The sequence below is a fragment of the Citrobacter telavivensis genome (assembly GCA_009363175.1).
In the GTDB taxonomy this organism is placed as follows: Bacteria; Pseudomonadota; Gammaproteobacteria; order Enterobacterales; family Enterobacteriaceae; genus Citrobacter_A; species Citrobacter_A telavivensis.
Genome location: CP045205.1, coordinates 2,684,170 through 2,710,514 on the forward strand (window position 1 = coordinate 2,684,170; position 26,345 = coordinate 2,710,514).

At 49.7% G+C, this 26,345-nt stretch carries 28 protein-coding genes; 20 read left to right on the forward strand and 8 right to left on the reverse strand.

All coding sequences use genetic code 11. From position 1 onward, the window contains the following. Positions 1-743: 743 nt before the first annotated feature. The 3 genes from GBC03_15120 (at position 744) to GBC03_15130 (ending at position 4,980) form a co-directional block, all read left to right on the forward strand. Positions 744-3,299 carry an autotransporter outer membrane beta-barrel domain-containing protein gene (locus GBC03_15120; protein QFS74014.1) on the forward strand — a complete coding sequence of 852 codons (2,556 nt, stop codon included), beginning with the start codon at positions 744-746 and terminating at the stop codon, positions 3,297-3,299. Between the two features lie 162 nt (positions 3,300-3,461). Next, positions 3,462-4,268, forward strand: coding sequence for an AraC family transcriptional regulator (locus GBC03_15125; GenBank protein ID QFS71440.1), 807 nt, complete (start codon positions 3,462-3,464; stop codon positions 4,266-4,268). Positions 4,269-4,353: 85 nt separating this feature from the next. Next, positions 4,354-4,980, forward strand: coding sequence for a LysE family translocator (locus GBC03_15130; GenBank protein QFS71441.1), 627 nt, complete (start codon positions 4,354-4,356; stop codon positions 4,978-4,980). 109 nt (positions 4,981-5,089) lie between these two features. Here the strand turns inward: GBC03_15130 and GBC03_15135 are convergent, their stop codons facing one another. Further along, positions 5,090-5,452, reverse strand: coding sequence for a RidA family protein (locus tag GBC03_15135; GenBank protein QFS74015.1), 363 nt, complete (start codon positions 5,450-5,452; stop codon positions 5,090-5,092). 1,448 nt (positions 5,453-6,900) lie between these two features. On the opposite strand from GBC03_15135, the gene GBC03_15140 reads away from it, so the two are divergent. From GBC03_15140 to GBC03_15155, 4 genes are all read left to right on the forward strand, one after another. Next, positions 6,901-7,413 carry a hypothetical protein gene (locus tag GBC03_15140; GenBank protein ID QFS71442.1) on the forward strand — a complete coding sequence of 171 codons (513 nt, stop codon included), beginning with the start codon at positions 6,901-6,903 and terminating at the stop codon, positions 7,411-7,413. Between the two features lie 258 nt (positions 7,414-7,671). Next, positions 7,672-7,791: a hypothetical protein gene (locus GBC03_15145; GenBank protein QFS71443.1), complete on the forward strand. Its 120-nt coding sequence runs from the start codon at positions 7,672-7,674 to the stop codon at positions 7,789-7,791. Next, on the forward strand, positions 7,788-8,627 hold the full coding sequence (locus GBC03_15150; GenBank protein ID QFS71444.1) for a transcriptional regulator: 840 nt from the start codon (positions 7,788-7,790) through the stop codon (positions 8,625-8,627). Before GBC03_15145 ends, GBC03_15150 begins: the two co-directional genes overlap by 4 nt. Continuing rightward, positions 8,624-9,088 carry a hypothetical protein gene (locus GBC03_15155; GenBank protein QFS71445.1) on the forward strand — a complete coding sequence of 155 codons (465 nt, stop codon included), beginning with the start codon at positions 8,624-8,626 and terminating at the stop codon, positions 9,086-9,088. Before GBC03_15150 ends, GBC03_15155 begins: the two co-directional genes overlap by 4 nt. 109 nt (positions 9,089-9,197) lie before the next feature. Here the strand turns inward: GBC03_15155 and GBC03_15160 are convergent, their stop codons facing one another. Then, a complete protein-coding gene (locus GBC03_15160) occupies positions 9,198-9,524 on the reverse strand; it encodes a hypothetical protein (protein ID QFS71446.1) in 327 nt (108 codons plus the stop codon). Positions 9,525-9,671: 147 nt separating this feature from the next. Between GBC03_15160 and GBC03_15165 the strand changes: the two genes are divergently transcribed. Beyond that, positions 9,672-10,337 (forward strand): UPF0149 family protein, encoded by a 666-nt coding sequence (locus GBC03_15165; GenBank protein ID QFS74016.1) that lies wholly within the window; start codon positions 9,672-9,674, stop codon positions 10,335-10,337. 48 nt (positions 10,338-10,385) lie between these two features. On the opposite strand, the gene tyrP is transcribed toward GBC03_15165, so the two are convergent. Beyond that, on the reverse strand, positions 10,386-11,597 hold the full coding sequence (tyrP, locus tag GBC03_15170; GenBank protein QFS71447.1) for a tyrosine transporter TyrP: 1,212 nt from the start codon (positions 11,595-11,597) through the stop codon (positions 10,386-10,388). Between the two features lie 192 nt (positions 11,598-11,789). Here tyrP and GBC03_15175 point away from each other — a divergent pair, with 192 nt between their 5' ends. Further along, positions 11,790-12,029, forward strand: a complete 240-nt coding sequence (locus tag GBC03_15175) for a DUF2492 family protein (GenBank protein QFS74017.1) — start codon at positions 11,790-11,792, stop codon at positions 12,027-12,029. Positions 12,030-12,062: 33 nt separating this feature from the next. On the opposite strand, the gene ftnA is transcribed toward GBC03_15175, so the two are convergent. Continuing rightward, positions 12,063-12,560, reverse strand: a complete 498-nt coding sequence (gene ftnA / locus GBC03_15180) for a non-heme ferritin (protein ID QFS71448.1) — start codon at positions 12,558-12,560, stop codon at positions 12,063-12,065. Positions 12,561-12,742: 182 nt separating this feature from the next. Then, positions 12,743-13,078 (reverse strand): hypothetical protein, encoded by a 336-nt coding sequence (locus GBC03_15185; GenBank protein QFS71449.1) that lies wholly within the window; start codon positions 13,076-13,078, stop codon positions 12,743-12,745. Positions 13,079-13,340: 262 nt separating this feature from the next. Between GBC03_15185 and GBC03_15190 the strand changes: the two genes are divergently transcribed. Continuing rightward, the gene (locus GBC03_15190) at positions 13,341-13,979 is read left to right on the forward strand and encodes a hypothetical protein (protein QFS71450.1); all 639 of its coding nucleotides are present in this window, start codon (positions 13,341-13,343) and stop codon (positions 13,977-13,979) included. Between the two features lie 47 nt (positions 13,980-14,026). Here GBC03_15190 and GBC03_15195 read toward each other — a convergent pair whose 3' ends face one another. Beyond that, positions 14,027-15,445, reverse strand: a complete 1,419-nt coding sequence (locus tag GBC03_15195; GenBank protein QFS71451.1) for an MFS transporter — start codon at positions 15,443-15,445, stop codon at positions 14,027-14,029. 213 nt (positions 15,446-15,658) lie between these two features. Here GBC03_15195 and azuC point away from each other — a divergent pair, with 213 nt between their 5' ends. After that, positions 15,659-15,742: a stress response protein AzuC gene (gene azuC / locus GBC03_15200; GenBank protein QFS74018.1), complete on the forward strand. Its 84-nt coding sequence runs from the start codon at positions 15,659-15,661 to the stop codon at positions 15,740-15,742. 121 nt (positions 15,743-15,863) lie between these two features. After that, positions 15,864-16,115, forward strand: coding sequence for a DUF2766 family protein (locus GBC03_15205; GenBank protein ID QFS71452.1), 252 nt, complete (start codon positions 15,864-15,866; stop codon positions 16,113-16,115). A gap of 128 nt (positions 16,116-16,243) precedes the next feature. On the opposite strand, the gene GBC03_15210 is transcribed toward GBC03_15205, so the two are convergent. After that, positions 16,244-16,747, reverse strand: a complete 504-nt coding sequence (locus GBC03_15210; GenBank protein ID QFS71453.1) for a non-heme ferritin-like protein — start codon at positions 16,745-16,747, stop codon at positions 16,244-16,246. A gap of 519 nt (positions 16,748-17,266) precedes the next feature. Between GBC03_15210 and GBC03_15215 the strand changes: the two genes are divergently transcribed. The 6 genes from GBC03_15215 to otsA all read left to right on the forward strand — a co-directional run bounded on the left by GBC03_15215 (position 17,267) and on the right by otsA (position 24,101). After that, positions 17,267-17,824 (forward strand): DJ-1 family protein, encoded by a 558-nt coding sequence (locus GBC03_15215; protein ID QFS71454.1) that lies wholly within the window; start codon positions 17,267-17,269, stop codon positions 17,822-17,824. Positions 17,825-18,142: 318 nt separating this feature from the next. After that, positions 18,143-19,132 carry a substrate-binding domain-containing protein gene (locus GBC03_15220; protein ID QFS71455.1) on the forward strand — a complete coding sequence of 330 codons (990 nt, stop codon included), beginning with the start codon at positions 18,143-18,145 and terminating at the stop codon, positions 19,130-19,132. A gap of 85 nt (positions 19,133-19,217) precedes the next feature. Further along, positions 19,218-20,732 carry an L-arabinose ABC transporter ATP-binding protein AraG gene (locus GBC03_15225; protein ID QFS71456.1) on the forward strand — a complete coding sequence of 505 codons (1,515 nt, stop codon included), beginning with the start codon at positions 19,218-19,220 and terminating at the stop codon, positions 20,730-20,732. A gap of 14 nt (positions 20,733-20,746) precedes the next feature. Next, positions 20,747-21,739, forward strand: coding sequence for an L-arabinose ABC transporter permease AraH (araH, locus tag GBC03_15230; protein ID QFS74019.1), 993 nt, complete (start codon positions 20,747-20,749; stop codon positions 21,737-21,739). A 165-nt stretch (positions 21,740-21,904) separates the two neighbouring features. Then, complete coding sequence (gene otsB, locus GBC03_15235; protein ID QFS71457.1) at positions 21,905-22,705, forward strand: trehalose-phosphatase; 801 nt, start codon at positions 21,905-21,907, stop codon at positions 22,703-22,705. Next, complete coding sequence (otsA, locus tag GBC03_15240; protein ID QFS71458.1) at positions 22,680-24,101, forward strand: alpha,alpha-trehalose-phosphate synthase; 1,422 nt, start codon at positions 22,680-22,682, stop codon at positions 24,099-24,101. The genes otsB and otsA overlap by 26 nt, the downstream gene beginning before the upstream one ends. Positions 24,102-24,114: 13 nt before the next feature. Here otsA and uspC read toward each other — a convergent pair whose 3' ends face one another. Next, positions 24,115-24,543, reverse strand: coding sequence for a universal stress protein UspC (uspC, locus tag GBC03_15245; protein QFS71459.1), 429 nt, complete (start codon positions 24,541-24,543; stop codon positions 24,115-24,117). A 785-nt stretch (positions 24,544-25,328) separates the two neighbouring features. Here uspC and flhD point away from each other — a divergent pair. Then, a complete protein-coding gene (gene flhD / locus GBC03_15250; GenBank protein QFS71460.1) occupies positions 25,329-25,688 on the forward strand; it encodes a flagellar transcriptional regulator FlhD in 360 nt (119 codons plus the stop codon). Positions 25,689-25,690: 2 nt separating this feature from the next. After that, complete coding sequence (gene flhC, locus GBC03_15255; protein QFS74020.1) at positions 25,691-26,269, forward strand: flagellar transcriptional regulator FlhC; 579 nt, start codon at positions 25,691-25,693, stop codon at positions 26,267-26,269. Positions 26,270-26,345 lie beyond the last annotated feature (76 nt).

Consider the following 26,345-nt stretch of genomic DNA (forward strand, 5'->3'; position numbering starts at 1 on the left):
AGTTACTGCCAGGTGAAGTGATTATTTAATTAATAGGAATAATGGCGATTGGATGCCAATTATCTTAATTGGCAAAACGGTACTCCATTTTTAATGGTTTAGTACTCGTGAAATATTACTTAATAAAAAGATGATGTAATGGTTCTGCCTGGAACCATTAGCAGGGAAACGTTTATTTCATGGATCTCGAAAAGAATATTGCAGAGACACCAGGAAGGAACATGCTTGATCTGGAGGACTGACAAGTGACTCAAAGGAAATTGAAACAATTATTAATAGCTGCATCAGGTTGTGCCGCAATATGCGCTTTCCCTGTTGACGCTGTGGAATTAGTGGACCGTGAGTTCATCACCGGAGTATCCCCCATTAATTCCGGGAACCACACCGTAAGTGGAGACGATGACAACGTTACGTTAGATGCCAGTGGATTAACCACATCAGTTGCATACCAGCGTGCGATTATCAGCACCCTGAATGGTACGGTAAGGATTGCTATCTCTCAGGATAAAACCTTAACGGTGATAGGACACAATAATAATTCTACTGCCGAAAACAGTTCGGCGTTATATGCCTGGCAAAGAGACACATATCCCGGTAGCTCTATCATTTTTACTGGGGGCAATGTTGTTGTCAGCAATACGGTTCCTGGATCTTCCTCTGACATCTATGCCATCTACGCCGGTCCGGGCGGGAAATTGAATTTCCTCAGTGATGGAGATAACAAAATCAATCTCAAAGTGGATATGTCTGCGCAAGAGGGGGCCGGAACCCATCGCACGGGCATTGCTCTTCATAATGGTGAACTGGATTTTGATGGTGGTCGGTTTGAGGTTTACGTAGATGGTGCGCCTGGAAGTCATTCTATCGACGGACGCAACGGAATAACCATCGCTGCAGGGAGTAAGATGAATGTTAAGGCTGACAGCATTCATATTGAAACGAATCAAATGGCTATTGGGGTAACGGGGAGCACTGGCTCGAGTCGTCCGGCCGCTCCCTATGGTGTTTTAAATGAAGTGAACTTCGAGGCAGATTCCATTTATCTGAAAGGTTCTCAGGGAATTATTTCCATGTTGAACGACAACCTCGGAAGCCACACCCGTTTCACGTTCAGCGGCAGGACGGTTATAGAGGCCATCGCCAATACAGGCCCATGGGCTTTTCCCGGTGATTATGTGGGCGGGCACATTATTGCGGGCAACGCGACAGACTTTGAATTCAATGGCGACGTGACATTGACGGGGGAAGATCTGACGTCACTTGGCACAAGCCCTGGGCATGAACTCAAAGGCGTTACGCTTGTTAATAGATCAAAACTCGTCGCTAATGATGATTTCAATCTCCGGAGCAACGGTGGTCATCAGAACACGGGTTTACGGATACTGGAAAGTCAGGCCCAGTTCAAAGGGCAAACACACATCTCCCTGTCAAATGGTATCGAATCGGCTACCGGGATCCACATTGATGGTCAACCCGGAATGACCACTCACGCTGAATTTCAGGATGACCTGACAATTTCAACTGCGGGTTCTCATGCGGCTAAAATTACCGGGATTGAAGTGCTCTCTGCGGGCACAGCAGATATCCAGAAAGGGTTGTTTATTAATGATAACCCGTCAATTGACTGGTCTCTTTTTTCAACGGGCGCCGACAGCCGGATCGATGCAAACTCATCGGGATCCGGGACCGTACAGGTTGAAGGTAATATTGGCGCGGCTGACAGCGGCACGCTGGAGATGACACTCAACAATGCAAACTCGTGGTTAAAGGCTGCCAGTTATACCGCACGTGATACGGCCAGGGTTGGCATCCTGAACATGAATATCTCCAACGGTGCGGTGTGGGAGGTGACCGGTAATTCGTACGTCACGAATCTGCTGTTGCAGGGAGGGCGCGTTAATATGCTTGCGCCGGGCAGTTCTGGCGCGTTTAAGACATTGACCGTCGAAGGCAATTATAGCGGCGGTGGAACCCTGACAATGAACACGGCGCTCGGAAGTGATAACTCAGCGACGGACAAACTCATCGTCGAGGGAAATACTTCCGGCCATACCCTGGTGGCAATCAACAATATCGGCGGTATGGGCGCGCAGACGGTTGAAGGGATTGAAATTGTCAATGTTGCAGGAACCTCCGACGGAACTTTCGAAAAAGAGAGCCGTATTGTCGCCGGGGCGTACGATTATGATGTGGTCAGGCGCGGCAGCAACTGGTATTTAAGCAGCACAGTGGATCCCGTTGACCCGGTTGACCCGAACGATCCTACTGACCCGGGTGCGCCTGCTTCGCCAGAAACCCCGCAACTACCGGTACACCCGGGAGGCTCATCACAGATTCGCCCGGAATTCGGCAGCTATCTGGCAAACAACCTGGCTGCAAATACCTTGTTCATCTCGCGACTGCACGATCGTCCTGGCGAAACGCAGTATACCGATGTGCTAACCGGTGAGAAAAAAACCACCAGCATGTGGATACGTAACGTGGGGATCCATACACGGTTTCACGACAGCAGCGAACAGTTAAAAACCCAGAGTAATAACTATGTGCTGCAGATGGGGGGCGATCTGGCGCAGTGGAGTTCGGATGGTCTGGACCGCTGGCATCTTGGGCTCATGGCGGGCTATGCCAACAGCCGTAGCCGCACCACGTCGACGTTAAATAACCATAATTCCCGTGGTAAGGTCGACGGCTACAGCGTGGGTCTGTATGGCACGTGGTATGAAAACGAGCTTGATAAATCAGGGGGTTATGTAGACACCTGGATGCTCTACAACTGGTTTGATAACACCGTCGATGGTCAGTATCAGGCAAGTGAGGCGTATAAATCCAAAGGTATCACGGCTGCGGTTGAGGCGGGTTACAGCCTGAAGGTCGGAGAAAGTCAGCAATTGACCTACTGGATCCAGCCCAAAGCGCAGGTCGTCTGGATGGATGTGCAGGCGGACGATCATCGGGAACGTTACGGTACGCAGGTCAAGGTGGATAGCACCGGTAATCTGATGACCAGTCTGGGTGCCAGAGCATACTTCAATCGTAAACCCACCGGTGAAGAAGACAGAATGGCAGGCATTCAGCCATTTGTTGAAGCGAACTGGATCCACAACTCACACAGCCCGCGAGTGACAATGGGTGAGGTGCAAAATGACGTCCAGGGAGTGAAAGACCTGGCTGAACTGAAAGTGGGTGTGGAAGGGCAACTGACTTCTCGATTGACCGTCTGGGGAAATGTCTCCGGGCAAATGGGCAGCGACAGCTATCGCAATGCGCAGGGAATGGTAGGCGTGAAATACCACTGGTAAGTGGAAGGGAGAGGGGCAGGGGAAACCTGCTCCTTATTCGTTCGGGATTGACTGGGCTCTGTTCCAGCAAATAGCAAAAGATCGGTCGTCTATCTCAGTTTCAAAGGGTATCTTTAGCGTGAGCTAGGAATTCCCTGCATCCGTTGCCATGAGAGAACGACCATGAAAAGAGAAGTTCACCAGGTTAAGCAGCACCGCTGCGTGGTACCTGATGTTGAAATCCTGTCGTTATATTCAGAGCGTGCTTTCCCGCGCCATTCACATGATCAATTCGGCATTGGGGTTTTCATCCAGGGTAGCCAACGCTCATGGAGTAATATCGGCAATGTGCACGCGGTGGCAGGGGATATCATTATGGTCAACCCCGGCGAAATTCACGACGGGATCCCAGCGTCAGGTCCCCGGGGCTGGCATATGCTCTATATCAATCCCGACGCCTTCATAAAGGAATGGAATGCTGACTTACCGGCAGACGATTTAATCCTGAAACCCGTGGTTAACGATCCTGCTCTTGGCCTGATGATTCGACAGTTTTTTAGCCAATTGGCTGCCGGCGCGCCTGACACCATGGCGATTGAAGAGGCGATCATGCGCTGTCTGATGCAGGCCGGACAGTATCACACCTTATCTGCTGCACAGCGTATTCCGTATTCTCCGACGGTACGGCTTGCCAAAGCGTTCATCGATGATGCCCCGGAAGAAAACATTACGTTGACTGGGCTCGCCAGCCTGTGCGACATCACCCGATTCCAGCTCATTCGCCGCTTTTCCCGTGAAGTGGGCATAACGCCGCATGCTTATCTTTTACAGTCCCGGGTCCGTCTGGCAAAACAACTCTTATCACAAGGCAAGAGAACGGTTGATGTTGCGATGATGGCGGGTTTTTCCGATCAGAGCCACCTCACCCGCGCGTTTCAGAAACAGACTGGCATAACGCCGGGGCAATATCGCTACGCCGTGGTTAATTAACGGTACTGCAATTTATTACAAGATCTGTAAGTCTGTCCTGATAAACACTGACTGCTCCTGTTATGTGTCTATCAGAGATAATGCTATGCAGATCGGTATCGAATTCTTATTAACCTCATTTATTGTGATTATTTCACCGGGAACGGGGGCTATTTACACTATTGTGATGGGCTTATCGCGTGGTGTGGCATTGAGTCTGCTGGCCGCCGTGGGATGTAATCTGGGGATCATTCCACACATGTTGGCCGCTATCACGGGATTAGCCGCCATATTCTACTCCAGTGAAATGGCATTCACTGTCATCAAATATGCCGGAGTCTTGTGGTTGCTGTACATGGCGTGGAATATCATAAAGGAGAAATCGACGTTACAACCCGATGATTGCGAAGTGACTCAGTCAGGCGTGAAAGTGATCCTGCATGCGATATTCATTAATCTGTTAAATCCTAAGCTGTCTCTCTTCTTTCTGGCCTTCTTACCCCAGTTTATTCAAACTACGTCAACTGCACCTGCAACGGACATGCTGATATTGAGCCTGATATTCATGTTAATGACGCTGCTCGTGTTTATGCTTTATGGTGCTTTTTCATCCTTTATGCGTCGCAAAGTACTAAACCATCCCACGATTTTGTCAGGATTACGGATCCTGTTTTCGTGTGGTTTTGTAAGTCTGGCAGTGAATTTATTTTTAACACAGCAAGGCCTGGGGTAGTAATGTCAATGGCATGCTATTTCTGCGTGAAGCTTATTCATGAGGACCTGTTCTTACGGCGCGATCGTTTATCACGCCGTAAGAATGGTCTGTAATACGATGGGGAATATTATCGGCAAGCAATGGCGTCAAGTTGAAACAGCATCCCTGATGCCCCGCCGCGATGGGCAAATTCAGTCTGAATGGATTTTCTGGCAGGAAATTGACCGTTGAATCGTTGCTTCATGACTTTCTCCATGACCGGAATATCCCACACGTCGCGAAACAGGGCGTCAATTTTCACGACTGACTCCAGTGTCAGGCCGATAGTGCTGAGTCTTTCACTCAGATTATCAAAAGCGCCATTGATTTGTGCCTCAATGGGCTGTCCGATATTTCCGACACAGTAGCTCACAAAGACAAACCCACCAGCTTCAACCATTCCGGCAAGTGCCCAGTCTTCATTTATTTCATGCCTGGTTATTGTCGCCATCATTCACCCCTATTACCCTTTAGTTTTACGCGGTTATTCTCTGCCATCATACTATCTCCACGCATTGTAGTAATAAAGGCGTATTTCAGGCCGGAGAAATAAAAAAGTAAGGCGACTCGCGCCCGTCGTTGTTATGCTTTATGCATACACCCGCGCTCTCATTGACAGCGCTACCAGACTGCTGTCATTTCGCTAAACCTGACCTTACACTTCTCGGACCTTCCAGTGAATTGGAATTATTTTATTTTAGCAAGCCAGTCAAGTGTTAAGTAAAAGTAACAAATTTAAGCTTCTTATTGCCTCGGGCAATGCCTTGAATCTTATTCTGATGCAATGGCAGAAGGCATGATATCTCAGGTTTCAATACTCGGATCCTGTAATGTAACCCACGGGTTCTTTTATAGCATGTAATAATAACGATTATGTAAGCGGCGGGGGTTATGGGATTTGAAGTGAGAGAAATCGGAACATCAAATGATACTGGTATCAGATTATTAAAACAGGGTAAATATTTATGCATTTCCTGTGTTATTGTTTTGTGTCAGATAGAGTATTTCAATGCTTTTTGTGTTAAATGTCCTCTCTGACTGGCTTAAATTAGCAATCATGAAAGCTTTTCTGTACCTTGTTTATCGTAGTTTTGTGTATTAATTACTTAATGTTACAGGTGTATACTCTTTTAAATCATGAGCTTAAAGAACTTCATTTTTTCGTGAGATTTCTGATGTTTCTCATTTAAGGTCGTTTAAGGCTATTTAAAATGACAATTTAAGATATCTACAGCAATAATCAATGTAACAAGAACAGGAAGTGTCTCTGTTGCTTGGCTTATCTATTCTCAAAATAAAATTTCATACGTGTCAGTCTATGCGAAAGGAATCGTCTATGCCTGTGAAAACGGTAATAAATAAAACGTTGTTGACGGCATCTGCAATTACTGCACTGTTCAGTCAACATACCGCAGGTGAGAGTGGCACCATTAATGTTACCGGGAATATGACAGCCAGTATCTGTGGAGACAGGCCCGACGGGCGGCTGCACGAATAGCCCGGCTACCGTGATATAGATTAACGTTAGTGTCCCAATGCTCATTGTCGCAGCAGGTACAAAAGAACGTCGTTTCGTATGATGGTGGTAAAAATGTGGTTGACGGGCGTGATATTTAACTGAAGTACAGCGGCAACCGGATCTATATTGACGAAACAACCGGAGCAGTACAGGAAGTCATGGTCAGGTATGTCATGGGCAGGGTCGATACCACTTTATACATCCATCAGCCAGGTCATGTTTACGGCGAATTATATCCAGTCCAGTCCCATCAGTTCAGATGATCATAATGATAGCGGACCGGCTTCTTGGAAGACAATATCTGGGTAACGTACAATTGATATATTTCGCATGCGCTTTTAAGCATTAAAATATCGTTATTACGAATGGGGTGATGCACGATGCATATATTTTCATATGACCAGTATTTTATTACCGGCTTGCAGCAAGTGTTGTTCTTTACCGGTCTTGATAAATCACCTGATATTGTTGTTTTTGATCCGGGAGGAGGGGCTGTGTATATTACAAACAGTGTAGAATGTCTTCGTGCGGGTTCATCAGATACGTTAACTCATTTTACACAAATACGGTGCTATTCATTGATCAAAAACGCGCCTCTGACTGAGTACTTTTACGTGCTGGACCAGGTCAAGCAGAATAAACGAATCCCGTTGCATACCCGGTCATTGTCGAACAGGGAACGGGTAATCATTGAATATTATCTGGCGGGACTGGGAAAAAGGGCAATTGCACGAACCATGCTGCTTAGCGAGGGAGCTGTCAGCAATAGCCAGTTAAGAGCACTGCGGAAAATGAACATGAAAAATATTCCATTGTTTTTGCAAGTAATGCGTAACTGGTGTGCATTCAGAGCGAAATACACCTGTGAATGCAATGTCACTTTTCTGTCATAGATTTTACGCATTAACGATTATCCTGGAACCATAACCCGACATCACCAGGGCAGAATGCTCAGAGAGCGACATTGCGATGACAGCGTTGTTTGCCCAGAGAAACGAAGTGACAAAAGAGTGATGTCATGCCGCCAATCAGGAGTACCTGAGGATGAAGGCGATAAAAGCAACAAGTAAGAATACCAGGCAATTATAGACAGTAAAGTGCATGGCTATTATGGTCTTCAGAACGTAGCGTTGCCCTCTTGTGGCAGGATAATGTCTGATTATGCGCGTTGTCAGATCTGTCACTGGATTTGTGATCTCGCGAAGTCGGCAGATAGTGATTTATCTGAAGGAAGAAATTCGTTGAGTCTCTCTGAAGCCAGGATCGCGTGAACCATACACGTGACAAAAATCCTTTTTTGGGGGATAACAGGACGCATCCAAAGGACATGGTGATGAAATTGTATTTAATAAATGGAACGGTAGAGTTCAATCCACAGACCCGAAGCCTGAAAAATCAATTGACTGGAGATGTTGTTTATTTACAGCAGCCCGCCGCGATATGTTTCCTTTATCTGATCCTGAATCAGGGTGTGGTTATCAAGCAAAAGGAACTGGTAACCGAAGGCTGGAAAGAGCGTGACGTTGTGGCCATGCCAAATACGTTTTATCAGACTATTTTAACATTGCGTAAGGCACTGGAAGAGATAGGTTTACCCAGAAACATGGTAAAAACCATTTCCCGTCAGGGATTAACCTTGTCATCAACCATTGTGATTGAACCGCTTCCTCTCCAGAATATTACCGCTTGTGATAGTCCATCAATAAAGACGGTGGTCAGCGAAAACGTAGTATGCGAACAAACGCCAATACGAAAATCTCGCAGGTTAAGTATCGGAGTCGTATTTTTCTTTGTTGTGACGTTAATCAACGGCATGTTTATTTATCAGAATCGATTGAAAATGCCATTTCAGAATTTTGTGGCGATGCCTGTGGATAAAAAGACAGGCAACGATTGTCATGTCTATTATGAAGTGACGCAGCCAGTCACTGATAATTACGCTACGTTAATAAAAAAGCATCCGCATTTTTGCCAGAACAATAATTATATTTTTCTTACGGGCTACGCGAAAACTGGACGTACTGCGGCATTTGTCTGTAATAAAGATGTGCGGTCTGACACAGAGGCATTTTGTTCATCTCATTTTTTCTGGAACCTAAGCCAATGAGTAAAAATACCGCTGTTTTGCTCCTGATCGTATTCTTCAGTACGACAGTTATTTCCGGGGCTTTTCTGTTTTACATACTTTTCAAATCTTCATACCTGGAGTGTATTGGCGATGCCGACTGGAATGTTGATGATGCACGTTTTGTAGGTACCGTTTCCTTTCAGATGCATAAGAAGGAGGGGCTGGCTGTCATTACGGGGAAAGTTGATGGGGAGACAAGTGTTAACGTGAATCGGCTGGTCTACTTTAACTATACCCAGCAGTTCAGGACGCGGATTTTACATACGGTACGCATTGTCAAAACCTTTTCCGATACCGTTAATGATGAAACGCTCGAAAAGATATTATCCCAATTTTATCTGAGGACAGGAGGCGAATTGACCCTGGCCGTAGAGGAATATCAATCAGCGTATGTCTTTTCAAACGCCAATGTGCCCTATCTGTTTTGTAGAAAGAAGTGATACACGCTTAAGGGCGGTTGATGACACTTTCGACGAACAGGTGTACCCGCGCGTGCTGTAGTCCGAAGACGATCGCCTGACTGTGATTGCGAATTCCCTGCGACAACAATTATCTGCGGATTGGGGCATTTCGCATAAACAGACCGCGGGCGGGATTATTGGCAAACCCATCCCGGGCAGGGTTGCCACCGGGGGTGGCGAAATTGTCGGATATCAGCGGATCGCCGATAAAAAATCTGGGTTTCCTGCTGTGTTTGCTAAACAGAGCGATGCCGACATCACCGCCACCATCCATGTTTATCCCCCATCCTGGCGTCGTGGCGCTGAGATCGCGTTCCATCCCGGCCTGTCTCTGAAGCGCGTTAGCGGCGACCGGAGCAGAAGAAAGGAAAAATAACGTGAAAATGACGGGACAGGCACTCGACGATCGTTTCATGATAAAAACCTGGTAAAGCATGACGAGTAAAGTATAGCCCTTGCTACCAGAAGTCAGTGTTAACGGATCCCGCGGCAATCAGTATCGGTTTCCTCGTTCGCCATGTAAGATAGCCGCTGGCGAGAGTGTTTACCGAGGACAAGCATGATGAAAACGGGACCGTTGAACGAAAGTGAACTGGAGTGGCTGGATGATGTACTGACCAAGTACAACACCGAGCATGCCATTCTGGACGTGGCAGAACTGGATGGGCTGCTGACGGCTGTACTCAGTTCGCCACGTGAAATTGAGCCAGAGCAGTGGCTGGTTGCCGTATGGGGTGGGGCGCAATATGTGCCGCGCTGGTCCTCTGAAAAAGAGATGACGCGCTTTATGAATCTCGCTTTCCAGCATATGGCGGACACCGCTGACCGGCTGAATGATTTCCCGGAACAGTTTGAACCGCTGTTTGGTCTGCGCGAAATTGAAGGGCGTGAGATTACCATTGTGGAAGAGTGGTGCTTTGGCTACATGCGCGGCGTCGCGCTTTCCGACTGGTCTGCGTTACCTGACACCCTGAAACCGGCCCTGGATGCTATTGCGCTGCACGGCACAGAAGAGAATTTCGAGGTGGTTGAGAAACTGACTCCGGAAGCGTTTGAAGAGAGCGTTGACGCGATTCGCCTCGCGGCGCTGGATCTCCACGCGTACTGGATGGCGCACCCGCAGGAGACGCCGGTGCAGGTACCGGTGAAAGCGGAAGGGAAGGTGGGCCGTAACGATCCGTGTCCGTGTGGAAGCGGCAAAAAATACAAGCAGTGCTGTCTGCACTAGCACGAAGAGAAAAGGGGCATTAGCCCCTTTTCTATCCACTCGATAATATTATCCCACTTCGGGCAGTAGTCCCGCGGCTATCAAAAACTGCACGCCAATCACCCCAATGCCACACATAAACACCAGTGCTAAGGCGGGACGTCCGCCCCGCACGCGGTAGCCCGCCTGCGGATTCTGTTTGCGACTTTGCCATGCCAACAGTGAAGGAACGATCAGCGCCAGTACCGCCAGTGCGACGCCGGCATAGCCCAGCGCCATCACAAAACCTCGCGGATAGAAGAGGGCGAAGGCCAGCGGCGGCAGAAAGGTGATCGCACCCGTTTGTATCCGGCCAGACGCCGAATTACGGCGCTGAAACAGATCGGCCAGATAATCGAACAGCCCCAGCGCGACGCCGAGGAAGGAGGTCGCCAGTGCTAAGTCAGCAAAGAGATGCACCGCCAGTTCAACGTGCGGCGAGGCAACAACTTCCCGCAGCGCCTGGAGCAAACCGTTCAGACCGGCATGATTTGCCAGCAGTCCCATAAATGTTGTGGAATCGATACTGCCCAGCGTCGCCAACTGCCAGAAAATATAGGCCACTAACGGAATCGCGCTGCCGGTGATAAACACCCAACGTAGTTTGCGAATATTACCTTCCATGTAGCTCACGATGCTGGGAACGCTGCCGTGAAAGCCAAAAGAGGTAAAGATGACCGGGATAGCTGAAAGCGCCAGCCCCTGCTCAAGCGGCAGAGTCAGGAGATTGACTTTATGAATGTGCGGCATCAGCAGCGCCAGCATCACCACCAGGAAGATGATCTTGGCGCTGAACAGAAAACGGTTAAACAGATCGACCAGCGAGGTACCCACACAGACGACGCCGCCGGCAACAAAGGTGAACAGCAGGACGCCTGTGGTGGGCGACATCTGCGTCCCGCTCCAGTCGCTGATACTGGAGGCGAGCAATTCCCCCGCGCCGCTGATATAGGCTGCCGTCAGCGCGTACATCAGGAACATCATACTGAAGCCGGTTATCCACTGACCGTAGCGTCCGAGATAGCGTTTTGCCAGCGTGCCCAGTCCGGTATCCGCCGGGACGTGCTGATACACTTCAAGCAGCAACAGCGCGGTGTAGCACATCAACGCCCACAGCCCAATTAATAACGCAAAAGTGACGCCAAAACCGACCCCGGCGGCTGCCAAAGGCATCGCCAGCATCCCTGCGCCAATCGTGGTGCCCGCCACGATGAAAACACTTCCCAGAGTTCTATTCTTCACGCTTTACACTATCCCAGAGATAAATGACGGTTAGATCTGCGGCGCAGGGTAAGGCAAAACGTTATTTTCGTCAAATGACCGTTACATCGACCGTACAAAAATATTTACACACTTGAGTGACCGCAACCTGCGTTAGCGCAAAGCAGCGGATTCCGTATCGCCGTAGGCTACGCACTTTATTGAGGAGGAATGATGGATTCTGTACACGGTCACGAAGTGCTGAATATGATGATTGAGTCAGGCGAGCAATATTCTACGGCAAGCCTGGAAGCAGCGATTAAGACCCGGTTTGGTGAAACGGCGCGTTTTCATACCTGCTCAGCATCGGACATGACGGCGAGAGAACTGGTGGCATTTCTGGCGGCGAAAGGGAAGTTTATTGCTCAGGATGACGGTTTCTCTACGCATGAAAGCAAGATCTGCCGTCATTAAGAAAACGGTGAGGAATTTCCTCACCGTTTACGATTAATTTGCGGTATCGAGCGTCGACAGCTCTTTATCAATAAAATACAAACCTTCGCCGCTTTTCCCTGCCAGCGTTAATTTATCAATCACCGATTTAAACAATTTTTCTTCTTCATGCTGTTCGGCAACATACCATTGCAGGAAATTAAAGGTCGGATAGTCCTGGCTGGTCATGGCCGCATGCGCCAGCTCGTTAATTTTCTGGGTGATCAACTGTTCGTGTTCGTAGGTCACGCGGAATAATTCGTCCAGCGATCCATATTCAGCAAAAGGTGATGAGACGGTATTAATGCGTGGCAGGCTGCCGGTATCGGTCAGATAGTCGAACAGGCGCTGCATGTGGGTCATCTCTTCCTGTGCGTGGCGACGCAGGAACGCGGCGGCCCCTTCAAAGCTGTGGTAGCTGCACCAGGCACTCATCTGCTGATAGAGCAGGGAGGAATATAATTCCAGGTTCATTTGCTCATTCAGTTTGTCGATCATTTCTGTTTTCAGCATGACTTCGCTCCACGAAATTCATAAATATGTTGATGTGGCGTCACTATAATTTGTTATTTAAATATTTGCAAAAGGTAAAATAATAAATTTAATTATTAAAAATACGAATGGGAATAAAACGCATTTGCGCTATAAAATAATCAGCGTGCGATAAATCAGGCCAGTTAATACTGGCCCATAAATTAATAATAATGAGGCGTTGTTGGCGAAATGGCGACGCCCTGACACTGCCAGGAGAGTGTGATTTTGGTATTCATGCACAACGATCCGGCATAAACGCTACAGGTGCTTACGGGTTGGCCGAATGACCGGGCGCTGGCGTAGCCTAATTGTTGACACGCACGCGTGGCGGTACCCTGGGCGATATAGTCATCGGTATGGGCGTTTTGTAACATCGCCTGATCGTAACTCAACCGCACTACGCCGGTCGTCGTGCTGACATCACTCACCTGCGCCTGTCTGTTGATCGTACATCCCGTCAGGAGTATCAGTGAGAGGGCAATAAAAAGAGTCTTCATGGTATCGCTCTGAATGTTCGGTGATACGCTATCCTAATTCACGCATCGGCGTTTCAATGGCCTGAATAACTTATAAATCAGCAACGACTAATCCACACGACGGGAGAGACGGTTTGCGGTCAGTGGATGAAAATGTGAAACTGCTCCTTATTTTTAAAACCATTTTTCACAAAATTTGAAAGTATGTTTGCTAAGTAGTACTGTGCGGTATCGTGATTGACTCAAGGCGGGACTTCCCGCATCGCATTCAGGAGAAGACAGAATGAAAATTGCACTGATGATGGAAAACAGCCAGGCGGGCAAAAACGCCATCATTCACCGTGAACTTAAAGCGGTTGCGGATGAAAAGGGCTTTCCGGTATTCAACGTCGGGATGAGCGACGAGAATGACCACCATCTGACCTACATCCATCTTGGCATCATGGCCAGCATTCTGCTGAATTCGAAAGCGGTTGATTTCGTCGTGACCGGTTGCGGTACGGGTCAGGGGGCGCTGATGTCGCTGAATATTCATCCGGGCGTGGTGTGCGGCTACTGCATCGATCCGGCGGATGCGTTCCTGTTTGCGCAAATTAACAACGGTAACGCATTGTCTCTGCCGTTTGCGAAGGGCTTTGGCTGGGGAGCGGAACTGAACGTGCGCTTTATCTTTGAAAAAGCCTTTACGGGCCGGAACGGTGAAGGTTACCCGCCAGAGCGTAAAGAACCACAGGTACGTAACGCCGGGATCCTCAATCAGGTCAAAGCGGCGGTCGTGAAAGACAACTATCTTGATACGCTGCGCGCGATCGATCCGGAGCTGGTGAAGACAGCGGTTTCCGGTCAACGTTTCCAGCAGTGCTTCTTTGAAAATGGTCAGAATAAAGAGATTGAAGCGTTTGTTCGCGAAATCCTCGGCTGATTATTGCTGAAAAGCCGGATGGCGCAATGCGCTTCCGGCTTCACACATCACTGCCTTGCAGACACCGCGCTCCCCGCATTCTTCGTCAACCGTAATGTATCCACCATGCCAATCAGGCAAATAAGCGCGATGGCCACAAATGCCAGACGGAAGCTGATGCCAGGAATTGCGCTCATCCCCAGCCATTCACTCACATTCGCGCCAATACGAATACCGATTGCACCCAGCGAAATCCCCAGTCCAACGGCCAGTTGTGTGGCGGTGCTGAACAAGGTATTGGCATAGCTCATCTGGGCGGAAGGAACGTCTGAAAAAGCCAGCGTGCTGATGCCGGTAAACTGAATCGAACGGAACACGCCGCCAAGATACAGCACCAGCAAAATAAGCCAGACGGGAGTGGTCGGAGTGATCAGCGCGCAGGCGAGCAGGGCCAGCACATTGAGCGTCCCGTTAATCAGCAGTAGCTTTTTAAAGCCGAGCCAGCGGATGAGCGGTGTGGTGGCGGGCTTAATGGTCAGGTTGCCGACAAATACCGCCAGTACCAGCGAACCGGCCTGAAAGGCATTCATGCCAAATCCCACCTGAAACATGAGCGGCAGAAGAAAAGGCACGGCGCTGATAGAAGCCCGGAACAGCGAGCCTCCGTACATGGTGACGCGAAACGTTGGGACCTGCATGGCGTCGAGGCGAATCATTGGATAGCTGGCCCGCTTGAAATGGCGCAGAGAAAAGGCAAATGTCCCCACGCCAAGCGCCAGCAAGACTATCGTCAATCCGCCTTCGGGATGTTGCGCGCCCAGCAACTCCATCGCATAGACCAGGCTGACCATCGCAATAGCGGTGGCGATGAAACCAGGAAGATCGAAGGGACGCCGATCGTCATCGCGGATATTGGGAATAAATCGCAGCGCCAGTGCGATCGCCAGCAGGCCCAGGGGCACGTTAATAAAGAAGATCCAGCGCCAGTTGGCATAGCTGGTGATAAACCCGCCGAGCGGTGGGCCAATGATGGGGGCAACCAGTGCAGGCCAGGTTAAGGTGGCGATAGCCGTAATCAACTGATGCTTTGGCGTGGTGCGCAATACCGCTAAGCGACCAACCGGAACCATCAGTGCGCCACCCACGCCCTGCAGGATACGCATTGCCAGGAAGCCCTCCAGCGTCGTGGAAAGACCGCACAGTACTGACGCGAGGGTGAAAATGGCGAGGGCGAGCGTAAAGATTTTGCGTGCGCCAAAACGATCGGCTATCCAGCCGCTGGCCGGGATGAGAACCGCCAGGGTAATCAGATAGGCGCTGATACCAATGTTTAAATCAACCGCCGGAACACCGAAACTTTTGGCCATATCGGGCAGGGCGGTCGCGATCACCGTACCGTCAATAAACTCCATAAAAAATGCCCCTGCGACGAGCAGGGCGGCAGGGGAGATACCTCGCTTGCTTTCTATGATCCGATCTTCTTGCATGTTGTACTTGCCATTCAAAAAAAATTATAAAATTTTACCGGAACTGATAGTTACGTAGATGCTTGATTTACCAGCTAAACAGACATAAATGCAAAGGATATGTAAATTTAAAATAGTGATACTCATCACAAAACGGTTGATTTTTGTGATGGCGGTCATATTATGTGTGTATAGACGATAACACCTGCATAACAACATATTTGGAGTCATGCCATGAAACTGCGCAAAATCCTGAAAAGCATGTTTGAAAATTATTGCAAAACTTTCAAAGACGTACCGCCAGGCGCTATGTTCTGATGAAAAAACCTGCTTCGGCAGGTTTTTTTATGCCTGTCATTTGCGCTGGCAGGTCTGGCTATCGTTTTAGCGTCTGAATCGGTACTATGACGGCCTTTCAACACTATCAGGAACGCCTACTATGTCCCAACCGCTGAATGCCGATCAGGAACTGGTCTCTGACGTTGTCGCCTGTCAGCTCGTCATCAAACAAATACTCGATGTTCTCGACGTGATTGCGCCTGTCGAAGTTCGTGAAAAAATGACCAGCCAGCTGAAACATATTGATTTTTCAACACATCCCGCTGCTGCCGATCCCGTCACGTTACGCGCTATCCAGAAAGCGATCGCGTTGATTGAACTGAAATTCACGCCGCAGGGCGAAGCTCACTAAAATAAACCGTTGTTTTAGATTTTAGAAATACTTTTTGCGATACCTCCCCAAAGAGGGAGGCATCGGACTGAAAGGACTTTGCGAACTGGCCTGCTGGGGTGTGAAATGCAGGCCAATGACGGGGTCAATTAATGCTGTTGATAATTGACCACGTTGAGTACGTGCTGATCGGTTTGTGCCGGGCAGAGGCCTGCGCGTTTGGCGCTACGCACTTCATCAAGAATTGTTTGCAACAACAGCCCATCTTGCTGCTGTTCTTTTTCCAGATCGTGGAGAAAATCGAGGGTTGGAGCATCATTCAGGGCTTCAGCTTCGTCAGTTAGCTGCGAAAGCGTGCTGGCGCGCTGTTCATAATCATCCATCGTTTTCTGAAACAGTTCTTCCAGCGAATGTAAATCCTCACCCGGTACGTCGATGGCCTTCACGACCGGATTCGCCCCGGCATTTTTCATGAAGTTAAACACGCGCATCATTTGGGTGACGTTACTCTGAGCCTGAGTACGTAAGAAAGTCGCAGTACCCATCAGACGGTGTTCAGAACACCACTCACTCAGATGGAGGTAGAGATTGGAAGCATAAAACTCAAGATTCATTTGATTGTTGAGTTTGTGAACCATTCCAACTGCAGCCATATCAATATCCTTATTTCCTGATAGAAGGGATGTGCAAAGCCAATATGCACAACTTACTGTTAGCAGAATAAATCCATTCTGCCGGTCCATTATGTGATCGAAGAGTCAATTTCGTTGCGAATCGAAAATAAGCATACCCTCATAAATGGAATAAGAAAATCCTTAAGTAGTATTGTTTATGTTTTTTTACATATTACTGAAGGTAATACATCAAGTAGAAGTTGGTAAACATAATGTGAAATTATATATCCCTTTGATTTTAAAGGGTAGGTAATGAGTTATTGGTTTTGAAATAGCGTTTCAAGTCACAAAACGGAATGATTTCACATGGTAATATAAGAATATTGATAATTTCGACCGTCCCTGCCGCGATAATAATCCTGAGAAACCGTTTTGGCTGAAATAACTCCGGTTTATCTCGTGCGGAAAATCAGGGCAGCGACATCATGTTTAATTATAACCGAATGATTAACTCGTCATTTTCGGTGTTATCAGTATGTAATAAATGAGGAACGGTGAATGAAAAGAGTGGCAGTCTTGCTGGCATCGGGTTTCGAAGAAGCGGAAGCGATCGTCACCATTGATATCTTGCGTCGTCTGAATATCGACGTTGACACACTGGCCTGTGCGGAATCTCGCGCCGTGGTGAGCTACCACGATGTTCCAATGGTGACCGATTACACCCTGGCGGAGAAGCGGGAGAGTTTGTATGACGCGGTGGTGCTGCCGGGTGGGCCACAGGGGAGCGTGAAACTTGCGGCGAATCCACTGGTTGTCGAGTTTATTTCGCGCCATGATGCCGCCGGGAAATTAATTTGTCCCATTTGCTCAGCGGCCGCACGCGTATTAGGCGGCAACGGCTTACTGAAGGGGCGTCGTTACGTCTGTTCAGGCGATCTCTATGAAACGGTGGCCGACGGGATCTATGTCGATGCCCCTGTTGTGGAAGATGGTCATCTCCTGAGCGGTAAAGGATTAGGCCATATTTTTGATTTTGCCCTGACGCTTTCAGCCCGTTTATTAGGCGATGACAAACCGGTCCGCGATCACGCCGAGCATATCTATTATCCGTGGTAATCCGTTTGTTCCCGAATGCAGACGTATTCGGGAACAAGGATTTGTGAGCTGACCTTATGGATTAATGTGCTACCCCACTTTTCATTTGTCTGACAATTACCCCCTTTCTTATGTCATTTTCCGCTGAATTTATGTACGCAATTACTGTAATTCTGCGGTGTGATGCCGCTCTCCTATGGAGAATCAATTTCCCGCTACAACTATTCCAGAACTGGCACTTATCACGAGTCTATTTGGTAATGCCTTGTTTTTCGTCTGAATTACACAAAGTCGTTGAATATTACCCTACATAAAATGACGCTAAAGCTGGAGTTAACCATGCACAAATTCACTAAAGCCCTGGCAGCCATCGGTCTGGCCGCCGTTATGTCACAATCCGCTATGGCAGAATCGATGAAGCTGGGTTTTCTGGTGAAACAACCGGAAGAGCCCTGGTTCCAGACAGAGTGGAAATTTGCCGATAAAGCCGGGAAAGATCTGGGTTTTGAAGTCATTAAAATTGCAGTGCCGGACGGCGAGAAGACTCTGAATGCGATTGATAGCCTGGCGGCAAGTGGGGCGAAGGGGTTTGTTATTTGTACCCCGGACCCAAAACTGGGCTCCGCCATTGTTGCTAAAGCGCGCGGCTATGACATGAAAGTGATCGCCGTGGACGATCAGTTCGTTAATGCCAAAGGCAAACCGATGGATACGGTCCCGCTGGTGATGATGGCAGCGACCAAAATCGGCGAACGTCAGGGCCAGGAACTGTATAAAGAGATGCAGAAACGTGGCTGGGACGCTAAAGAGAGCGCGGTGATGGCGATTACGGCCAACGAACTGGATACCGCTCGTCGTCGTACTTCCGGCTCGATGGAAGCGCTGAAAGCCGCGGGCTTCCCGGAAAAACAGATCTACCAGGTTCCAACCAAATCTAACGATATCCCAGGCGCATTTGATGCCGCCAACTCCATGCTGGTTCAGCACCCTGAAGTGAAGCACTGGCTGATTGTCGGTATGAACGATAACACCGTGCTGGGCGGCGTGCGCGCCACCGAAGGCCAGGGCTTTAAAGCGGCGGACGTGATCGGCGTGGGTATCAACGGCGTGGATGCGGTGAGCGAACTGTCAAAAGCGCAGGCGACCGGTTTCTTCGGCTCACTGCTGCCAAGCCCGGACGTTCACGGTTATAAATCCAGTGAAATGCTCTACAACTGGGTAACCAAGGGCGCTGAGCCACCTGCATTCACCGAAGTGACTGACGTGGTGCTGATCACCCGCGACAACTTTAAAGAAGAGTTGGCGAAAAAAGGGTTAGGCGGCAAGTAATACGACAGCAAGTGAAAGGCCGGGTGGCATCGTTCATGCTGCCATCCGGCAACCGGTTAGAACGATACTGACTCACGGAGACGTTATGCAACAGTCTACCCCGTATCTCTCATTTCGCGGCATTGGTAAAACCTTCCCTGGCGTCAAAGCGCTTACGGATATCAGTTTTGACTGTTACGCCGGTCAGGTGCATGCGCTGATGGGTGAAAATGGCGCCGGGAAATCAACACTCTTAAAAATTCTCAGCGGTAACTATGCGCCAACCACGGGCTCTTTGGCGATTCGCGAGCAGGAAATGAGCTTCGCGGACACCACCGCCGCGCTGAATGCCGGCGTTGCCATTATTTACCAGGAATTGCATCTCGTGCCGGAGATGACCGTTGCCGAGAATATCTATCTCGGTCAGCTTCCGCACAAAGGCGGCATTGTGAACCGCACTCTGCTCAACTATGAAGCTGGTCTGCAACTTAAACATCTGGGGATGGATATCGACCCCGCAACCCCTCTGAAGTATCTCTCAATCGGTCAGTGGCAAATGGTGGAAATCGCCAAAGCGCTGGCGCGTAACGCCAAGATCATCGCCTTCGACGAACCAACCAGCTCGCTCTCCGCAAGGGAGATAGAGAACCTGTTCCGGGTGATCCGCGAGCTGCGTAAAGAAGGGCGGGTCATTTTGTATGTTTCGCACCGCATGGAGGAAATCTTCGCCCTCAGTGATGCGATTACCGTGTTTAAAGATGGCCGCTACGTGAAGACCTTTACCGATATGCAGCAGGTCAACCACGATGCGCTGGTGCAGGCGATGGTAGGGCGCGATCTGGGTGATATTTACGGCTGGCAGTCACGTCCCTATGGCGCAGAACGCCTGCGTCTGCATGAGGTAAAAGCGCCGGGCGTACGTACGCCCATTAGCCTCACGGTACGCAGCGGCGAAATTGTCGGGCTGTTTGGGCTGGTGGGGGCGGGTCGCAGTGAGTTGATGAAGGGCTTATTTGGCGGTACCCGCATCAGCGAAGGGCAGGTGTATATCGACGAAAAACCGATTGATATCCGCAAGCCGGCAAATGCCATCGCGGCAGGAATGATGCTGTGTCCGGAAGACCGAAAAGCGGAGGGGATCATCCCGGTACATTCGGTTCGCGACAACATCAACATCAGCGCCCGGCGTAAGCATGTGCTGGGCGGATGTGTGATCAACAACGGATGGGAGGAGACCAATGCCGACCATCACATTCGATCGCTGAATATCAAAACCCCCGGTGCCGAACAGCTAATCATGAACCTCTCCGGCGGCAACCAGCAGAAGGCTATTCTTGGTCGCTGGCTGTCGGAAGAAATGAAGGTGATTTTGCTCGACGAACCGACGCGTGGGATTGACGTTGGCGCGAAGCACGAAATTTATAACGTTATTTATGCCCTGGCCGCGCGCGGCGTTGCCGTGCTGTTCGCCTCCAGTGACCTGCCGGAAGTCCTCGGCGTGGCTGACCGCATTGTGGTGATGCGGGAAGGCGAGATCGCCGGGGAATTACTTCACGAACAGGCGGATGAGCGCCAGGCGCTGAGCCTCGCTATGCCTAAAGTCAGCCAGGCTGTCGCCTGAGAAAGGAGAGAATGATGTCTTCCGTAACTACTTCCGGATCGGGCGCGCCAAAGTCGCCGTCACCTTTTAGCCTCGGACGTATCTGGGACCAGTACGGCATGCTGGTGGTGTTTGCCGTCCTGTTCCTGGCCTGCGCCATTTTTGTGCCAAACTTCGCGACATTCATCAATATGAAAGGGCTGGGGCTGGCGATCTCCATGTCGGGCATGGTGGCCTGCGGCATGTTGTTTTGCCTGGCGTCAGGGGATTTCGACCTGTCCGTGGCGTCGGTGATTGCCTGCGCCGGGGTGACCACGGCGGTGGTCATCAATATGACCGAAAGCCTGTGGATCGGCGTGGGGGCGGGCCTGTTGCTGGGGGTGCTGTGCGGACTGGTCAACGGCTTCGTGATTGCACAACTGAAGATCAACGCCCTGATCACCACGCTGGCAACGATGCAAATCGTCCGCGGCCTGGCGTATATCATTTCTGACGGTAAAGCGGTGGGGATTGAAGACGAGCGCTTCTTTACTCTCGGTTACGCCAACTGGTTCGGCTTACCGGCCCCGATCTGGCTCACGGTGGGCTGCCTGATCATCTTTGGCTTGCTGTTAAACAAAACCACCTTCGGGCGCAACACGCTGGCAATTGGGGGCAACGAAGAAGCGGCGCGTCTGGCAGGGGTTCCGGTGGTGCGCACGAAGATCATTATTTTCGTGCTCTCCGGTCTGGTCTCTGCGGCAGCCGGGATTATCCTCGCTTCGCGTATGACAAGCGGACAGCCGATGACCTCCATTGGCTATGAGCTGATTGTCATCTCTGCCTGTGTGTTAGGCGGCGTTTCCCTGAAGGGCGGCATCGGAAAAATCTCATATGTGGTGGCGGGCGTCCTGATCCTGGGTACCGTTGAGAATGCGATGAACCTGTTGAACATTTCGCCTTTCGCCCAGTACGTCGTGCGCGGTCTGATCCTGCTGGCAGCGGTGATCTTCGACCGTTACAAACAAAAAGCGAAACGTACAATCTGATAAAAAACGTCCAACTTTTTAGTCTAGTTCCTCTCCTTTGCCAGCCGCTACCCCGGCTGGCAATTGTCTTTCCAAATGGCGAGCATTGTCACACTGTCTATACTTATCGTTGCTTATGAGGCGCGATCCGCGCGTCTCAGACATGACAATAAGGAGGAGTACCGGGTGGCAGAACCGTTAACCGTAACCCCTGAACAGTCCGCGCACTATGCTTATTTTTTTGATCTCGATGGAACCCTTGCAGAGCTCAAGCCGCATCCAGACCAGGTGGTGATTCCTCCCACGATCCTTCAGATGCTCCATCATCTTGCAGAATGCAACGCAGGGGCTCTGGCATTGATTTCAGGGCGCTCAATGGTTGAACTTGATGCGTTGGCTAACCCATGGCGCTTTCCACTGGCAGGCGTGCATGGGGCTGAACGCCGTGACATCAATGGGAAAATGCATATCGTACATCTCCCTTCGGCAATAGAACGCGATATCAGCGTGCAGTTACATACGGCGCTGAGGCATCTGCCAGGAACGGAGATTGAGACCAAAGGAATGGCGTTTGCGCTGCATTACCGACAGGCACCCGAGCATGAGGCCGCGCTACAGGCGCTGGCGCTGCGTATCACGCAAACCTGGCCGCAGCTTGCGCTTCAGCAAGGGAAGTGTGTTGTCGAAATTAAACCGAAAGGCACCAACAAAGGTGAAGCCATAGCCGCGTTTATGCAGGAAGCACCGTTTGCCGGGCGGGTCCCTGTTTTCCTGGGGGACGATCTGACCGATGAGACGGGGTTTCGTGTGGTGAACAAGGCGGGTGGTATTTCAGTGAAGGTTGGAGAGGGGGAGACGCAGGCACAATGGCGATTAGCCGGGGTGCCAGATGTCTGGCGCTGGCTGGAGTCTGTTTACGCTGCACAACAAGAAAAAAACACGAATGACAGGAGAGATGGCAATGAGTCGTTTAGTCGTAGTATCTAATCGAATAGCGCCTCCGGATAACAAAACCAGTGCGGGCGGTCTCGCCGTTGGGATACTGGGGGCGTTGAAAGCGGCAGGGGGGCTTTGGTTCGGTTGGAGTGGCGAACTGGGTAACGAGGATGAGCCATTAAAAAAGATCGCCCGGGGCAACATCACCTGGGCGTCGTTTAACCTGAGCGAAAAGGATCACGAAGAGTATTACAACCAGTTCTCTAATGCGGTGTTATGGCCGGCCTTTCACTACCGGCTAGACCTGGTAAACTTTCAGCGTACTGCCTGGGAAGGCTACCAGCGTGTGAATGCGCAACTGGCAGACAAACTCCTGCCGCTGCTGAAAGACGATGATATCCTCTGGATCCATGATTATCACCTGCTACCGTTTGCCAGCGAACTGCGCAAGCGTGGCGTGAACAACCGGGTCGGTTTCTTCCTGCATATTCCCTTTCCCACGCCGGAGATTTTTAATGCGCTGCCGTCGTCAGAAATCCTCCTTGAGCAGATGTGCGATTTTGATCTGCTGGGTTTTCAAACTGAAAACGACCGCCAGGCTTTCCTCGACAGCCTCTCCAGTCTGACAAGAGTCAGTTCCTGCGATACGCAGAACCACACGGCATGGGGGAAACACTTTCACACGGCGGTCTATCCTATCGGTATTGAACCGAAGGAGATTGCCCGCCAGGCGTCGGGACCATTACCACCCAAACTGGCTCAGTTAAAGGCTGAGTTAAAGAACCTGAAGAATATTTTTTCCGTTGAGCGACTCGATTACTCAAAAGGGCTTCCGGAGCGTTTTCAGGCCTATGAGGCGCTGCTGGAGAAATTCCCTCAGCATCATGGAAAAATCCGTTATACGCAGATTGCGCCCACTTCACGTGGCGATGTGCAGGCATACCAGGACATCCGTCATCAGCTTGAGACGGAAGCCGGACGCATTAACGGCAAATATGGGCAATTAGGCTGGACGCCGCTGTTTTATCTTAACCAGCATTTTGAACGTAAACTGTTGATGAAAGTGTTCCGTGCGTCGGATGTGGGACTGGTCACGCCCCTGCGCGACGGTATGAATCTGGTGGCGAAGGAGTTCGTTGCCGCCCAGGATCCCGCCAATCCAGGCGTTCTGGTGCTGTCGCAGTTCGCTGGCGCGGCGAATGAGCTGACCTCCGCGCTGCTCGTCAATCCTTACGATCGCGATGAAGTGGCGGCAGCGCTGGATCGCGCACTCACTATGCCGCTGGCCGAGCGTATTTCACGTCATGCTGAGATGCTGGAAGTGATTGTGAAAAACGACATCAATCACTGGCAGGAGCATTTTATCCGCGATCTAAAGACGATCATCCCTCGCAGTGCTGAAACTCTTCAGTCACGCAAAGTCGCGACCTTTCCTAAGCTGGCCTGAAGACGTTTTAAGATTAATCACCTTCAAGCGGGACCAGCAGGACATCCACCAGGCTTGAGCTCACCACACTTTTCGCCGAGCAGGACGCTCGCGAAAAGAAGCTATGGTTATGGTTGCCGCAGATGACCAGATCCACATCGTGCTTGCGGCACACGTCCAGAATATGTTCGCTTAACTCGCCGTAGGTAATGAAGGTCTGTTCTATCGGGTAACCAGCATCTTTCCCCAATTTCTCAAGAAAATCATTTGTTTCTTCATGCATCACCGCACGTAAATCTTCCAGCATAGGGGCGGCAAATTGGTTGTATAACTCAGGGTCAGAGGCGAGGGTGATAAGGCTTATCCGGGCGTTGACGGGACGGGCAATGGAGACGGCTTTTGCCAGGAGTTGTTGGCTTTCCGGGGTCACAGCCACGGCAACAAGAATGTGGGTGTAGCTCATAACTCGCTCCTTATTGCAAGAATATGAGGTGGTTCTTCAGCATTACTCCGATTCGCTTACAACTGCAATGCTTCAATATGACAATAATGTGAAGGCTATCATAATTATTCATTAATATTCCTTATAAGTGGATCTAAGGAATAACCAAAAGTGTTAACCAAATCGATTGACTTAAATTAAATTACGGGCTCAATCAATATTCGGTTTAACCAATTCACATTAGTGATTAATCGCAATGCAATCATAAGTACAGTGTGTTGATTAAAAAATAGTAACAGTTAACATGTTGTTTGGAAAGGATAAAAAATATTATCTGTTCGGATTGAGATAAATTCACCTGAATTATTTCCGTTAGGTTACTTTCACTGCCGTGATGTAATATCTTCCACCGCGTCAGACGCCCGATTTAATACTCGTGAGAATAAAAAGGAGTTTCACTGGTTAATTTACCAGCAAAATAAAAGCTCAACTGATGGATTTATGTTAACGATTAAGTTAATTTATGTGATGTGCATCACATATTTTCCAAATTCGCAGCGTGGCTTTGTTGTATGTCTCGGGTGTCACGAGTACAGTTGCGTCGAATTAGGAAAAATCTTAGGCATTTGTAAGAAATCATGTGCTCGCGTTACAACCTGGCAAGGGACCAGCGTGACGCGTGTGTTCATGTTTTAGCGCCTGAGTAAAAGGTATGTGTTTGACCTATTTGCTTTTTTTACCGGGAATTCCCGGCGACATCACGGGGTGCGGTTTTACCGCATAAAAATAAAAGTTGGTTATTCTGGATGGGAATAATGCATACATCCGAGTTGCTGAAACACATTTATGACATCAACTTGTCATATTTACTCCTTGCACAGCGTCTAATCGTTCAGGACAAAGCGTCCGCTATGTTTCGTCTCGGGATCAATGAGGAAATGGCGGTCTCACTGGGGGCGCTGACCCTTCCACAAATGGTAAAACTGGCAGAAACGAATCAGCTTGTGTGTCATTTCCGTTTCGACAGTCATCAAACCATTACTCGTCTGACTCAGGATTCCAGAGTGGACGATCTCCAGCAAATTCATACCGGTATCATGCTGTCCACTCGTCTGTTAAGTGATGTCAATCAGGCTGATGAAACCGCGCGTAAGAAAAGGGCCTGATGATGAGTGAAAAAAGCATTGTTCAGGAAGCTCGTGATATCCAGTTAGCGATGGAATTGATCACACTGGGTGCCCGTTTGCAAATGCTGGAAAGCGAAACGCAGTTAAGTCGCGGTCGCCTCATCAAGCTCTACAAAGAACTTCGTGGCAGTCCGCCGCCGAAAGGTATGCTGCCGTTTTCCACTGACTGGTTTATGACCTGGGAGCAAAATATTCATGCTTCCATGTTCTGTAATGCCTGGCAGTTCTTGCTAAAAACGGGTCTGTGCAGTGGCGTTGATGCCGTGATTAAGGCGTATCGGCTGTACCTCGAGCAGTGTCCGCAGGGTGAACAGGGACCACTGCTGGCGTTGACTCGTGCGTGGACGCTGGTGCGTTTTGTAGAAAGTGGACTGCTTCAGTTATCGAGCTGCAACTGCTGTGGCGGTAATTTCATTACTCATGCTCACCAACCTGCGGGTAGTTTTGCCTGCAGTTTATGCCAGCCGCCTTCCCGTGCGGTAAAAAGACGTAAACTTTCCCAGGATGCTGCCGATATTATTCCACAACTGCTGGATGAACAGATCGAACAGGCTGTTTAACCGATACGGTGTGGTCGGAACACTCCAGCAGCGGTAAGCAATTACCGCTGCTTTTTTTTGCCTCGCCGACGTGTTA